Genomic DNA, 13,825 nt, shown 5'->3' with positions numbered 1-13,825 from the left:
CGGCCGCACCGGCGGCCCCGTGCGCCGTACGGGCCGCGTGGGCCCCGTGGGCCCCGTGGGCCCCGTGGGCCCCGTGGGCCCCGTGGGCCCCGTGGGCCCCCTGCGCGGAAGCGGAACTCATGGACGGTCCCTCCAGTCCCTCGGGCCGGCGCGTGGGGCCGGCACCCCGGCCGGTTCCCCGGCCCTCGGGACAGATAGTTGGCTTATACAACTCTTGCTCTAAGTTGTACTGTACAACTACATCCGGAAAGGGAGCCCTCCGTGCCGCACCGAGACGAGTCCGTCGAGACCATCCAGCGCGAGATGACCGCCTTCGCGCGCCGCGCGCGGGCCAGCGCCGCCCGGACCCACCCCGAGCTCTCGCTGGTCTCCTTCACCCTGCTGGCACACCTGGAGGACCGGCAGGGCTGCCGGGCCACCGACCTCGCCGCGCACTACCTGCTCGACAAGTCCACGGTCAGCCGGCAGGTCGCCGCCCTGGAGAAGCTGGAACTGGTCGAGCGCCGGGTCGACCCCGACGACCACCGCGTCCAGGTGCTGCACCTCACGGCGCACGGCGTCGCGACCCTCGCCCAGGTCGCCGCCACCCGCCGGTCGGCCTTCGAGGAGCGCCTGGCCGGCTGGGACGAGGCCGACCTCAGTCGGTTCGCCGCCTATCTGCTGCGCTACAACGCGGCGGCCGAACGACTCAGCTGAGGCCGCCGGGACAGCGGGGGTCGCGCTGGAGGTACCTCGCGGCCCACACGCCGCCGGACCACCGGACCGCCCGCGGGGCCCGCGTCACGAGGCCGGACCGGCGCGAGACCCCGGACGATTCCCGGAGTTGGCCGAATTCGACCGTTTGCCGCGTCGTCCCTGGTCACCCGGTGCCGAAGAAAGGCCGACCACGCCCGTGGCCCAATCTTTAGCCGAATCAAGGCTTTTAGCTAAGCCTAAAGGTGGCATCCTCTCTTAAGGAGCCGCCTGGCGGCACTACAAGTCCTGGGGGTAGAGCATGGCCTGGCGAACACATACCGAGGGTGGCAGGACGGCCGACGCGGCCGGCGCCCGCCTCGCACGCCACGCGACGGCCTCGCTCGCGGGCCTCCTGGCAGAACAGGGCATGTCCCGCAAGGACTTGGCGGACACGATGGGGGTCTCCCCCGGCAGGGTCAGTCAAATCCTCTCCGGCGACGAGAATTTGACCATGCGGTCCTTGGCGGCCGTCGCCGAAGCACTCGACCTACGCGTGGAGATCTCCTTCAGCGAAAGGCCGGCCGCCGAGCACCGCGAACCCGTGGAGAGCGCTCGTTCTCCGCACCACCGCCCCTTAGCTCCCGTCCACCGCTGACGTCCCGCCCCGTGCCACCGCTCCTCCGGCCCCACGCGGCCGGTCCACCCTCACCGGGCCCGCTCAGCCGCCCGGCGCCCCGCCCCCGGCGGCGTCCTCGGGACGGCTCCGCAGTTCGCGGATCCTCCTGTCGTCACTGCGCTTGCCATGGGCGTGCGCCAGATCCAGCAGGTACGCGCAGTACTGCTCGGCCTCGCCGAAAGCCCGCCGCGCCTGCCGCAGTTCCTCCCGCGTGCGCTCGCGTCCCTGCTGCTGACACGCCTTCTCGATGCGCGTTTCGATGGTGATCCACTTCTGGGCGGCGGTCCGCACGTCCCTGTGCCGCTCCACGATCTCCTTGCGGAGGTGGGTGCGGCTCCTGCCCGTACGCCCCGACGCGTCCACCCGGGCCAGAAGGTGCTGCCTGACCCGGTCTGCGAAGGTGTCGAGGTCCCAGCAGTCCTGAAACCCGCCGGCCATGCGGTACGACCACTCGGCGCGGTCGGCCTGGAGCCGCAGCGCGAGGCTGTTCAGCAACAGCGAGTCGCCGAGGGTGACGATCGCCATCAGAGGGTGCTCGCCCGACTGCTCCAGCTTCCGCTTGGGCACCAGACCCAGCCCGGCCACGACGCCGACCGCCGCGGGCGGCACGCTCGACGCGTGCGGCAGCAGCAGCCCGCTGGCCAGGGCGGCCATGGCGGCCGTCCACAGCACCACGGCGACCGCCGACGCCGCCGAGCGGACCGTACCGAGCAGCCGCCCGTCCTCACGGAAGCGCCAGACCAGGCAGACCCAGGTCACGGGCGCGCAGATGGCGGCGGGCAGCACCCACTCGGTCAGCACGGAGGTCTGGTCCCACGCCACAGCGTCCCCCATTCCGGTTGCAGACGACGCCCCCCTACGACACCGGACTTCGACGCCCTTCACACAGCGCCCCAGCGCGACTACAGAATGATGTTCCCACTGCTGTCACTCGCGCGGGCAATGATCCGGCCAAGCTCTCCCGTCACAGCCGAATTCGCGCCATCACACCGGCCGTCGGGCAAAGATCAGGGCAAAAATCCGAACAGGAGAGCCCAGGACATCCGCACGGAGAAACGTGGCGGGCGCGGGAAGAAGGGACCGACCGGCAAGCGGGCACAACGAAACGGACCCCTCCAGGTGACCGTGGTCACTCGGAGGGGTCCGTCTCGTATGGTGCGCGAGGGGGGAGTTGAACCCCCACGCCCTTTCGGGCACTGGAACCTGAATCCAGCGCGTCTGCCTATTCCGCCACCCGCGCATGGGTGTTGTCTTCGTTACCCCGCACCGTCTTCGGACTCGTCCGTCCGGGTCTTGTGCGTTCGCCTTCCGACATCGAGAACATTAGCACGCTGTGGAGGGTCTCTTCACACGCGTTTGCGGTGGCCCCCGCCACACGTCCCGCGCGACCGCCTCCGCACCGCCCCACCGCCGCCCACCAGGCGCGTACGAGCCGCCGCACCGCCTCCCACGAGCCGCTCCACGGCCGCCCACGAGCCTCACCGGAACCCCCGCCCCGGCGCCCGCCACCGCTCCGGATCCCTCCCCGGCACCCCGCGACGCGCCCCCGGGCTCCCCCCGTCCCGGCCGCGCTCGCGCCACACCCTCCCGGCGACCCTGCGGGGACTCCGGAACCCGGGTAGTGACGGCGGGGCCTACGGGGTACCCCACCGGTTGCGGGACACTGACTGACGGCCGCCTCTACGATCCCTAGTGAAGGCGACACGAAGGCGCCTTCAAGGCGACACTCGTCACTCCTGGCGCCGAAGGGGAACCAGCCGTTTTCCCGACGCGTGGATACGATCAGTAAGCAGTATCAGGAACGACACTGAGCATCAGGAACGTCACTGAGGGAAGGAGGTGCCCCGTGGGAGTACTGAAGCGCTTCGAGCAGCGACTCGAGGGTCTCGTGAACGGCACCTTCGCCAAGGTGTTCAAGTCCGAGGTGCAGCCGGTGGAGATCGCCGGCGCGCTCCAGCGTGAGTGCGACAACAACGCCACCATCTGGAACCGCGACCGCACCGTCGTCCCCAACGACTTCATCGTGGAGCTGAGCGCCCCGGACTTCGAGCGTCTGAGCCCCTATTCCGGGCAGCTCGGCGACGAGCTCTCCGGGATGGTCCGCGACTACGCCAAGCAGCAGCGGTACACCTTCATGGGGACCATCAAGGTCCACCTGGAGAAGGCGGACGACCTCGACACCGGGCTCTACCGGGTGCGCAGCCGCACCCTCGCCGCCAGCGAGTCGCAGGAGCCGGGCGCCCGCCCGGCCGCCCCGCGGCCCGGCACCGGCGGCGCCGTCACCCAGGGTGGCGGCGGCTATCCGGCCCCGCCGGCCGGTCTGCCGCCCATGCCCGCGTCCCCGCCGCCCGGCGCCACGCCTCCGGGACGCCCCGCGCCCCGTCCGGCGGGCCCCGCGGCCGGGGCCGCCGCCGGCGGCCAGACCAGGCGCTGGATCGAGATCAACGGCACCCGCCACCAGATCTCACGGCCCACGCTCGTCCTGGGCCGCAGCACCGAGGCGGACGTACGCATCGACGACCCCGGCGTATCCCGCCGGCACTGCGAAATCCGGGTCGGCACCCCCGCGACGATCCAGGATCTGGGGTCGACGAACGGCATCGTGGTGGACGGACAGCACACCACGCGCGCTACGCTCCGCGACGGCTCACGCATCGTCGTGGGCAGCACCACCATCGTTTATCGGCAAGCCGAAGGGTGAAGCGGGGGCAATGTCAGAGCTGACCCTCACGGTCATGCGGTTGGGTTTCCTCGCCGTCTTGTGGCTGTTCGTCATCGTGGCCGTCCAGGTCATCCGCAGCGACCTCTTCGGCACGCGCGTGACCCAGCGCGGCTCCCGCCGCGGCGGCTCCGACCGGCAGCCCCAGCGCGCGCAGCAGACCGCACCGCCGCAGCAGCGCCAGCAGCAGGGCGGCGGCCGCCGGGCCGACCGCGGGCGCCGTGGCGCGCCCACGAAGCTGGTGGTCTCCGAGGGGACGCTCACCGGCACCACGGTGGCCCTCCAGGGGCAGACCATCTCCCTCGGCCGCGCGCACGACTCCACGATCGTGCTGGACGACGACTACGCCTCCAGCAGGCATGCCAGGATCTATCCGGACCGCGACGGCCAGTGGATCGTCGAGGACCTCGGTTCGACCAACGGCACGTATCTCGACCGGACCCGGCTGACCACCCCGACCCCGATCCCGCTCGGTGCGCCGATCCGCATCGGCAAGACCGTCATCGAGCTGCGGAAGTAGTAGGACCATGACGACCGGAGGGTGGGCACCGTGCGGATGTACCCGGAGCCGACGGGCGAGGTGCGCATGAGTCTGTCACTGCGCTTCGCCGCCGGATCGCACAAGGGCATGATCCGGGAGGGCAACGAGGACTCCGGTTACGCCGGCCCCCGCCTGCTCGCCATCGCCGACGGCATGGGCGGCCAGGCCGCGGGCGAGGTCGCCTCCTCCGAGGTGATCTCCACCCTCGTCACGCTCGACGACGACGTCCCGGGCTCCGACATCCTCACCTCGCTCGGCTCCGCCGTGCAGCGCGCCAACGAGCAGCTCCGCGTCATGGTCGAGGAGGACCCCCAGCTGGAGGGCATGGGCACCACGCTCACGGCCCTGCTGTGGACCGGCCAGCGGCTCGGCCTGGTGCACGTCGGCGACTCGCGCGCGTACCTGCTGCGCGACGGCGTGCTCACCCAGATCACCCAGGACCACACCTGGGTGCAGCGGCTGGTCGACGAGGGCCGGATCACCGAGGAAGAGGCCACCACCCACCCGCAGCGCTCCCTGCTGATGCGCGCGCTGGGCAGCGGCGACCACGTGGAGCCGGACCTCTCCATCCGCGAGGTGCGCGCCGGTGACCGCTATCTGATCTGCTCGGACGGCCTCTCCGGCGTCGTCAGCCATCAGACGATGGAGGAGACGCTCGCCAGCTACCAGGGCCCGCACGAGACGATCCAGGAGCTCATCCAGCTCGCCCTGCGCGGCGGCGGCCCCGACAACATCACCTGCATCGTCGCCGACGTCCTCGACGTCGACGGCAACGACACCCTGACCGCCCAGTTCAACGACACGCCCGTGATCGTCGGCGCGGTCGCGGAGAACCAGGTCCAGCTGGGCGACGACGGCGCCATGCAGACCCCGGCCGGCCGCGCCGCCGAGCACGCCCGCGCCAACCGTCCGGTGCCCCCGCAGGCCCCCGCGGGCGGCTTCGGCCCGCCCGGCAGCGGTGAGCCCGGCATGGGCGGCATGCCGGACGGCTCCTTCGGCGCGTTCATGGACGAGGACTTCGTCAAGCCCGCCCGCCGGGGCAAGTGGATCAAGCGGTCGGTGATCGCCGCGATCGTGCTCGGCGTCGTCGCCGGCGGCCTCTACGGCGGCTACAGCTGGACCCAGACGCAGTACTTCGTGGGCGCCAAGGACAACAACCACGTGGCCGTCTACCAGGGCATCAACCAGGACCTCGCCTGGGTCGGCCTCAGCAAGCTGTACGAGGACCACCCCGAGATCGAACTCAAGTACCTCCCGGTCGACCAGCGCACCCGCGTCGAGGAGACGATCCCGCTCGACAGCCGTGCCAAGGCCGTCCAGAAGGCCAAGGACCTCGGCCTCCTCGCCGGCACCTGCAAGAAGGAAGACGAGCGGCGCAAGGCCGAGCAGAAGCAGCGGGAGGCGGAGAAGCAGAGCGGCGACAAGGCCGGCGGCGCCCTGGGCGACGCCCGCGACCCCAACCGGGCCGACGCCAAGCCGAACCCCGTCCAGGCCACCCCGACGCCCGCGCCGGGCCCCACCCTCACCGAGGAAGAGCAGAAGTTGGTCCCGCAGTGCAGCGCTCAGCAGTGAAGCCGTAGGGGGCCATCAACTCATGTCAGCCATGCCATCCACGCCGAGTACCACCACCACGACCACGATCAGCACCGTGGGCCCGCCCAGCCGGCGCAACACCGAGCTGGCACTCCTCGCCTTCGCGGTGATCCTGCCGTGCTTCGCGTACGCCAACGTCGGCCTCGCCCTCGACGGCGAGATGCCCTCGGGCATGCTCGGCTACGGGCTGGGCCTCGGCCTGCTGGCCGGCGTGGGCCACCTGGTGGTCCGCAAGTTCGCCAAGTACGCCGACCCGCTGCTGCTGCCGCTGGCCACCCTGCTCAACGGCCTGGGCCTGGTCATGATCTGGCGGCTGGACCAGTCGGAGCGGCTCGCCCGGCTGGCCAAGGCGCAGGGCTTCACCTTCCAAGCGTCGGCCCCCAACCAGCTGCTGTTCTCGGCGATGGGCATCGCCCTGTTCGTCGGTGTGGTGATCTTCCTCAAGGACCACCGCATCCTCCAGCGCTACACCTACATCTCCATGGTGGTGGCGCTGGTCCTGCTGGTGGCCCCGGTGTTCTTCCCCGGCAAGTTCGGCGCCAAGATCTGGATCACCGTCCCGGGCCTCGGCTCCATCCAGCCCGGAGAGTTCGCGAAGATCATCATCGCGATCTTCTTCGCCGGCTACCTGATGGTGAAGCGCGACGCGCTCGCCCTGGCCAGCCGCCGCTTCATGGGGCTGTACCTGCCCCGTGGGCGCGACCTCGGGCCGATCCTGGTCGTCTGGGCGCTCAGCCTGATGATCCTGGTCTTCGAGACCGACCTGGGCTCGTCGCTGCTGTTCTTCGGCATGTTCGTCGTCATGCTGTACGTCGCCACCGAGCGCACCAGCTGGATCGTCTTCGGTCTGCTGATGTCCGCGGGCGGCGCGGCCGTGGTCGGCTCCTTCGAGCCGCACGTGAAGGTCCGTGTGATGGCCTGGCTGCACCCCTTCGCGGTGTACGACACGCCGCGCCCGTCCTGGGCCACCACCGAGCAGATCGCCCAGGCGCTGTTCGCCTTCGGCTCCGGCGGCGTCTTCGGCACGGGCTGGGGACAGGGCGCCTCGGACCTCATCCAGTTCGCCGCCAACTCCGACTTCATCTTCGCCTCCTTCGGCGAGGAGCTCGGCCTGGCCGGCGCCATGGGGCTGCTGCTGATCTACGGTCTGATCGTCGAGCGCGGCATGCGCACGGCGCTGGCCGCCCGCGACCCCTTCGGAAAGCTTCTGGCCACGGGCCTGTCCGCCGGTTTCGGCATCCAGGTCTTCGTCGTGGCCGGCGGTGTCATGGGCCTCATCCCGCTGACCGGTATGACCATGCCGTTCCTCGCGCAGGGTGGCTCGTCCGTCATCGCCAACTGGGCCCTGATCGCCATCCTGATCAAGATCAGTGACACGGCGCGCCGTCCCGCACCGGCTCCCGCACCGTCCACCGACGCCGAGATGACCCAGGTGGTCCGCCCGTGAACAAGCCCGTGCGCCGGATCGCGATCTTCTGCGGGCTGCTCGTGCTGGCCCTGCTGATCCGCGACAACTGGCTCCAGTTCGTCCAGGCCGACGAGCTGAAGACCCACAAGAAGAACCGCCGCGTCGACATCGCCCGCTACAGCCAGCCGCGCGGCAACATCATCGTGGACGGCCAGGCGATCACCGGCTCGCAGGAGACCGGCGGCGTCGACTTCAAGTACAAGCGGACGTACAAGAACGGCGACATGTGGGCGCCGGTCACCGGCCGCTCCTCGCAGGTCTTCGGCGCCACGCAGCTGGAGAGCATCTACGACCGGGTGCTCATCGGCGACGACGACCGCCTGTTCTTCAACCGCACCGTCGACATGATCACGGGCAAGGGGAAGAAGGGCGGTGACGTCATCACCACCCTGAACTCCAAGGCCCAGGAGGCCGCCTTCAAGGGCCTGGGGGACAAGAAGGGCGCCGTCGCCGCGCTCGACCCCCGCACGGGCAAGATCCTCGCCCTCGCGTCCACCCCGTCGTACGACCCGTCGAAGATCGCGGGCGCCAACGACGGCGAGGCCTGGACGGCGCTGGACAAGGACAAGAACCAGCCGATGCTCAACCGGGCCCTGCGGCAGACCTACCCGCCGGGCTCCACCTTCAAGGTCGTCACGGCCGCCGCGGCGCTGGAGGACGGCCTGTACAAGGACGTCGACTCCAAGACGAACTCGCCGCTGCCGTGGACGCTGCCGGACACGGTCACGCCGCTGGACAACGAGGGCAACCTCCCCACCTGCAAGGACGGCACGCTGCGCGAGGCCCTGCGCATCTCCTGCAACACCGTCTTCGGCAAGGTCAGCGCCGACCTGGGCAACAAGAAGATGATGGCCATGGCGGAGAAGTTCGGCTTCAACAACAAGGAGATCTTCACTCCAGTCCGCGTGGAGCAGAGCGTCTACCCCAAGGACAACCGCCCGCAGAACGCGATGGCGGGAATCGGTCAGGCGTCCAACCGCGCCACGCCGCTCCAGATGGCCATGGTGGCCTCCGCGGTCGCCAACAACGGCAAGCTGATGGAGCCGTACATGGTCGACAAGGTGCGGGCGCCCAACCTCAACGTGATCGAGACGCACCAGCCGAAGGAGATGTCGCAGCCGTTCTCCAAGAAGACGGCGCAGCAGCTCCAGTCGATCATGGAGACCGTGGTCCAGGACGGCACCGGCCAGAACGGCCAGATCCCCAACGTCACGGTCGGCGGCAAGACCGGAACGGCCCAGCACGGCGTCGACAACACCGCGAACCCGTACGCCTGGTTCATCTCCTACGCCAAGACGGACAACGGCTCGCCGGTGGCCGTGGCCGTGGTGATCGAGGGTTCGGACACCGACCGCAGTGACATCGCCGGTGGCAAGCTCGCCGCGCCGATCGCGAAGAGCGTCATGGAGGCGGTGCTCAAGACGTCGAAGTGACGCCGTTCACCTCCGCACCAGTGCGCCGCAGGTGACGGTACCGGTCGTGTATCAGGTGACCGTCGCGGCCGGAAGGCGTGCGGCGTGCCGGGTACGGTATGCCGGACAGCACACCGCCGGACCCACGCCGGTGCGGTCAGGAAAACGGAAGGGCTGGAGCTATGGAAGAGCCGCGTCGCCTCGGCGGCCGGTACGAGCTGGGCTCGGTGCTCGGCCGCGGTGGCATGGCCGAGGTCTACCTCGCGCACGACACCCGGCTCGGTCGCACCGTCGCCGTGAAGACGCTGCGGGTGGATCTCGCCCGCGACCCGTCCTTCCAGGCCCGGTTCCGCCGTGAGGCCCAGTCCGCCGCCTCGCTGAACCACCCGTCGATCGTCGCCGTGTACGACACCGGCGAGGACTACGTGGACGGGGTCTCGATCCCGTACATCGTCATGGAGTACGTCGACGGGTCCACCCTGCGCGAGCTGCTGCACTCCGGCCGCAAGCTGCTGCCGGAGCGGTCGCTGGAGATGACCACGGGCGTCCTCCAGGCGCTGGAGTACTCCCACCGGGCCGGCATCGTCCACCGTGACATCAAGCCGGCCAACGTCATGCTGACGCGCACCGGCCAGGTCAAGGTCATGGACTTCGGCATCGCCCGCGCGATGGGTGATTCCGGCATGACGATGACTCAGACGGCGGCCGTCATCGGCACCGCGCAGTACCTCTCCCCCGAGCAGGCCAAGGGCGAGCAGGTCGACGCGCGGTCGGACCTCTACTCCACCGGCTGCCTGCTGTACGAGCTGCTGACGGTCCGTCCGCCGTTCGTGGGCGACTCGCCGGTGGCCGTCGCGTACCAGCACGTGCGGGAGGAGCCCAACCCGCCGAGCATGTTCGACCCCGAGATCACGCCCGAGATGGACGCGATCGTCCTCAAGGCGCTGACCAAGGACCCGGACTACCGCTACCAGTCGGCGGACGAGATGCGCGCCGACATCGAGGCGGCCCTGGAGGGCCAGCCGGTGGCGGCGACCCAGTCCATGGGCGCGGTCGGCTACGGCGAGGACCAGCCGACCACGATGCTGCGCTCGCAGGACCACGGGGCCGGCCAGACGTCGATGCTCCCGCCGGTCCGGCACGACGACGGCGGTTACGGCGGCTACGACGACGGCAGCGGCCACCGGCGCGGCGGCGGGGGCGGCAAGAAGGGCAACCTGTCGACGATCCTGCTGATCGTCGCGGGCGTCCTGGTGCTGGTCGGCGCGATCTTCATCGGCAAGTCCCTCTTCGGCAACAGCGGCAAGAGCGGTGACGTGACCGTGCCGCGGCTGATCGGGCAGACGCTGGCGGACGCCCAGAAGATGGGCGAGAACGTCGACCTGAAGGTGGTCAAGGGCGGCACCAAGGCCTGTGACCAGGACAAGGGCAAGGTCTGCGAGCAGAACCCGCAGCCCGACTCCAAGGTCGACCGGGGCGCCGAGATCAAGGTGACGGTGTCCGAGGGGGCGCCGAAGATCGAGGTCCCGGACGTCACCGAGAAGCAGGTCGACAACGCCCGCAAGGTGCTGGAGGACAAGGGCTTCGTCGTCAAGGTGAAGCAGAAGGTCACCGACGAGGCGTCCGCCGGCACGGTGCTCTCGCAGGACCCGGCGGGTCTCTCGAAGGCCGCGAAGGGCTCCGAGGTCACCCTGACCGTCGCGGAGGCCGCGCAGACCAAGCAGGTGCCCTCGGTGGTCAACCAGCCGTTCGAGGCGGCCAAGAAGCAGCTGACGGACCTCGGCTTCAAGGTGGAGAAGCAGGAGGAGGAGTCGTCCTCGGCTCCGGGCACCGTCATCCGGCAGAGCCCCGACGGCAACACCGCGGCCAAGCCCAACTCCACGGTGACGCTGACGGTGGCCAAGGCCGGTCAGAAGGTCACCGTGCCGGCCACGGCCAACACCAAGCTGAAGGACGCCAAGAAGGCCCTGACCGACCTCGGCCTCCAGATCGGCCCGATCAACGGCGCGCAGGACGACAACGCCGTGGTCATCAACACCAACCCGGGTCCCGGCGCCCAGGTCGACAAGAACACCCCGATCAGCATCTTCACGCAGCAGGGTGTCCCCGCCACCACCGGCGGTGACGTCGGCGGCCCCGGCGGCGGCGACACCGGCACCCCGGGCGGCAACACCGACGGCGGCCTCTTCGGCGGCAACTGGATCGGCGGCCGCAGGCACTGACCCGCCCGCTCCGGAACGGCCGAGGTCCCGGCACCCCCTGGGTGCCGGGACCTCGTGCTGTGCGGGCCGTCTAGCGCAGTTCCGCGGGCTTGGTGCGCTCGCTGTCGACCTTCTCCGTGCGCTCCAGCTCCGCCCACACGATGTAGCGGTAGTCGGAGGTGTAGACCGGCGTGCAGGTCGTGAGGGTCAGATAGCGGCCCGGCCGGGTCCTCCCGGACTCCTTGGGGACGGGGTCGATGACGTCGACGTTGTACTTCGAGGTCTGCTTGAGCTCCGCGTAGACCTTGTAGACGTACCAGACGTCCCGGGTCTCGAAGACGACCGTGTCACCGTTCTTGATCTTGTCGATGTTGTGGAACTTGGCGCCGTGGCCGTCCCGGTGGGCCGCCAGGGTGAAATTTCCCTGCTTGTCCCAGGGCATCGCGGCCTTCACCGGGGAGCGGTAGAAGCCGGCGACACCCTCGTTGAGGACGTCGCTCCCGGTGCCGCCCTTGACCAGGACCTCGCCGTTCCGCATGGCCGGGACGTGCAGGAAGCCGATGCCGTCCTTGGTGTCCAGGGCACCCGGCCCCTTCTTCGCCCAGTTCTCGCGGACGGTGCCGCTCTGGCGCTTGGCCTCGCGGTCGGCGAGGACGTTCGTCCACCACAGGGAGTAGACGACGAAGAGGGCCATCAGCACGCCCGCGGTGATCAGCAGTTCGCCGATCACGCCCACGGTGGCGGCGAGCCGGCCCCGCGCGGGGGCCGGCCGGTGGGGTTCGTCGCCGTCGTTCCGTGCCACCGCGTCGTACCCCGCTTCGCTCTGCTGTCCGGTAAGTGGTTCATCCGACGAGAGCGTCCGGCTTGCCCTTGCTCCGGGGGCGCTCGTCGACCATCTTGCCCCAGACGATCAGACGATACGTACTGGTGAATTCCGGAGTGCAGGTGGTGAGCGTGATGTAGCGGCCGGGCCGGGTGAAGCCGGATCCCGCCGGGACGGGCCGGATGACCGTGACATTCGCCGGAGGCGTCTGTTCCAGACGGGTGGTCATCTCATAGGTGTAGAAGGCGCTGCGGGTCTCCACCACGATCTTGTCACCGGGCTTCAGCCGGTTGACGTAGCGGAACGGCTCCCCGTGGGTGTTGCGGTGGCCGGCCAGCGCGAAGTTGCCTCGCTCGTCCCAGGGCATCGCCGTGCGCAGCGGGCCCTCGGCGTAGTGGCCGACCATGCCGCGGTCCAGGACCTTCTGCTTGCCGATGCCCTCGGCGATCGGCGCCTTCACGTCGAGCGACGGGATGTAGAGGATCGCGAAGCCCTCGCCCGGGGAGAAGGCGCCCGCGTCCCGGTCCTCGCCCGCGCCCTTCTCCCAGGTCTTCCGCAGGTCCTTCGCGGCGCCGCCGGCCTGCTGATGGGCGATCACATTGGTCCACCACAGCTGGTAGGCGACGAAGAGCAGCATCACCGCGCCCAGGGTGATGAACAGCTCGCCGACCAGCCGGCACAGGAGGACGCCCAGGCTGCCCCTGCGGGCCTGCCGGGCCGCCTTGCGGCGTGCCGCCCGCCCACCCGTCCGTACGGGCGCGGGAGCGGCCGCGGTGGCCTCTCCCGGCACCCTGCGCAGCACCATCGTCGCCCGGTCCTCGGGCGGCAGGGGCTGCGACACGACGCGCGGGCCGGTGGTCACGCCCCGGCCTTGCCCACCACCGGTGCGAGCCCCGCCGATCGCTCCACGGCCCCGGCGTCACCGCAGGTCACCAGCCAGTTGGCGAGCATCCGGTGGCCCCACTCGGTGAGCACCGACTCGGGGTGGAACTGCACGCCCTCGACGGGCAGGTCGCGGTGGCGCAGGCCCATCGCGATGCCGGAGTCGGTCCAGGCGGTGATCTCCAGCTCGTCGGGCCAGTGCTCGCGCTCGACCGCGAGCGAGTGGTAGCGGGTGGCGGTGAAGGGCGAGGGCAGGCCGTGGAAGACGCCCTTGCTCTCGTGCGTCACCAGCGAGGTCTTGCCGTGCAGCAGCTCGGGGGCCCGGCCGACGACGCCGCCGTAGGCGACGGCCATCGACTGCATGCCCAGGCAGACGCCGAAGACGGGCACCCCGGTGCCGGCGCAGTGCCGGACCATGTCGATGCAGACGCCCGCCTGCTCGGGCGCGCCCGGGCCGGGCGACAGCAGCACGCCGTCGAAGCCGTCCTGGGCGTGCGAGAGCTCCACCTCGTCGTTGCGCAGCACCTCGCACTCGGCGCCCAGCTGGTAGAGGTATTGGACGAGGTTGAAGACGAAGCTGTCGTAGTTGTCCACGACGAGGATGCGCGCGCTCACCGACTGACCGCCATTCCGTTGTCGACCGTGACGTCGTTGAACGGCAGCAGCGGTTCCGCCCAGGGGAAGACGTACTGGAAGAGGGCGTAGACGATCGCCAGTACGAGCACCAGCGAGATCAGCGCCCGCACCCACGCGTTGCCCGGCAGATGCCGCCAGATCCAGCCGTACATGCTGTCCCCATTTGCCGATGACGTTGAATTGCAGCACCAGAGTAAGG

The 13,825-nt window shown here is 70.0% G+C and carries 13 protein-coding genes and 1 tRNA gene; 8 read left to right on the top strand and 6 right to left on the bottom strand.

Annotated features, from left to right (window positions below):
- Window positions 1-261 precede the first annotated feature (261 nt).
- Together SMD11_RS17080 and SMD11_RS17075 are read left to right on the top strand one after the other, a co-directional pair.
- Window positions 262-696, top strand: coding sequence for a MarR family winged helix-turn-helix transcriptional regulator (locus SMD11_RS17080; RefSeq protein ID WP_234366072.1), 435 nt, complete (start codon window positions 262-264; stop codon window positions 694-696).
- 298 nt (window positions 697-994) lie between these two features.
- The gene (locus SMD11_RS17075) at window positions 995-1,330 is read left to right on the top strand and encodes a helix-turn-helix domain-containing protein (protein ID WP_087927280.1); all 336 of its coding nucleotides are present in this window, start codon (window positions 995-997) and stop codon (window positions 1,328-1,330) included.
- Between the two features lie 63 nt (window positions 1,331-1,393).
- Here the strand turns inward: SMD11_RS17075 and SMD11_RS17070 are convergent, their stop codons facing one another.
- On the bottom strand, window positions 1,394-2,173 hold the full coding sequence (locus tag SMD11_RS17070) for a hypothetical protein (protein WP_087927279.1): 780 nt from the start codon (window positions 2,171-2,173) through the stop codon (window positions 1,394-1,396).
- A 331-nt stretch (window positions 2,174-2,504) separates the two neighbouring features.
- Window positions 2,505-2,591 (bottom strand) — tRNA-Leu (locus SMD11_RS17065).
- 606 nt (window positions 2,592-3,197) lie between these two features.
- Here SMD11_RS17065 and SMD11_RS17060 point away from each other — a divergent pair.
- The 6 genes from SMD11_RS17060 to pknB all read left to right on the top strand — a co-directional run bounded on the left by SMD11_RS17060 (window position 3,198) and on the right by pknB (window position 11,306).
- Window positions 3,198-4,052: an FhaA domain-containing protein gene (locus SMD11_RS17060; protein ID WP_087927278.1), complete on the top strand. Its 855-nt coding sequence runs from the start codon at window positions 3,198-3,200 to the stop codon at window positions 4,050-4,052.
- A gap of 10 nt (window positions 4,053-4,062) precedes the next feature.
- Window positions 4,063-4,590, top strand: coding sequence for an FHA domain-containing protein FhaB/FipA (locus SMD11_RS17055; RefSeq protein ID WP_087927277.1), 528 nt, complete (start codon window positions 4,063-4,065; stop codon window positions 4,588-4,590).
- A 66-nt stretch (window positions 4,591-4,656) separates the two neighbouring features.
- Window positions 4,657-6,183, top strand: a complete 1,527-nt coding sequence (locus tag SMD11_RS17050; protein WP_087930559.1) for a PP2C family protein-serine/threonine phosphatase — start codon at window positions 4,657-4,659, stop codon at window positions 6,181-6,183.
- Between the two features lie 31 nt (window positions 6,184-6,214).
- Complete coding sequence (locus tag SMD11_RS17045) at window positions 6,215-7,651, top strand: FtsW/RodA/SpoVE family cell cycle protein (RefSeq protein WP_087927276.1); 1,437 nt, start codon at window positions 6,215-6,217, stop codon at window positions 7,649-7,651.
- Window positions 7,648-9,105, top strand: a complete 1,458-nt coding sequence (locus tag SMD11_RS17040; protein WP_087927275.1) for a peptidoglycan D,D-transpeptidase FtsI family protein — start codon at window positions 7,648-7,650, stop codon at window positions 9,103-9,105. The genes SMD11_RS17045 and SMD11_RS17040 overlap by 4 nt, the downstream gene beginning before the upstream one ends.
- Before the next feature lie 161 nt (window positions 9,106-9,266).
- On the top strand, window positions 9,267-11,306 hold the full coding sequence (gene pknB, locus SMD11_RS17030) for a Stk1 family PASTA domain-containing Ser/Thr kinase (protein WP_087927274.1): 2,040 nt from the start codon (window positions 9,267-9,269) through the stop codon (window positions 11,304-11,306).
- A 70-nt stretch (window positions 11,307-11,376) separates the two neighbouring features.
- On the opposite strand, the gene SMD11_RS17025 is transcribed toward pknB, so the two are convergent.
- Genes SMD11_RS17025 through SMD11_RS35910 form a run of 4 tightly spaced genes read right to left on the bottom strand, consistent with a single transcriptional unit; the run spans window position 11,377 to window position 13,778 of the window.
- Window positions 11,377-12,087 (bottom strand): class E sortase, encoded by a 711-nt coding sequence (locus SMD11_RS17025; RefSeq protein WP_087927273.1) that lies wholly within the window; start codon window positions 12,085-12,087, stop codon window positions 11,377-11,379.
- Between the two features lie 40 nt (window positions 12,088-12,127).
- Entirely contained in the window at window positions 12,128-12,970 is an 843-nt protein-coding gene (locus SMD11_RS17020) for a class E sortase (RefSeq protein WP_418952449.1), read from the bottom strand.
- Window positions 12,967-13,605, bottom strand: a complete 639-nt coding sequence (locus SMD11_RS17015; RefSeq protein WP_087927272.1) for an aminodeoxychorismate/anthranilate synthase component II — start codon at window positions 13,603-13,605, stop codon at window positions 12,967-12,969. Before SMD11_RS17015 ends, SMD11_RS17020 begins: the two co-directional genes overlap by 4 nt.
- Entirely contained in the window at window positions 13,602-13,778 is a 177-nt protein-coding gene (locus tag SMD11_RS35910; protein ID WP_087927271.1) for a hypothetical protein, read from the bottom strand. The genes SMD11_RS17015 and SMD11_RS35910 overlap by 4 nt, the downstream gene beginning before the upstream one ends.
- Between the last annotated feature and the right edge of the window lie 47 nt (window positions 13,779-13,825).

It is taken from the genome of Streptomyces albireticuli (assembly GCF_002192455.1).
GTDB lineage: Bacteria > Actinomycetota > Actinomycetes > Streptomycetales > Streptomycetaceae > Streptomyces > Streptomyces albireticuli_B.
Note: the sequence above shows the minus strand (reverse complement) of the source record. Positions and strands in the feature narration are given on the sequence as shown.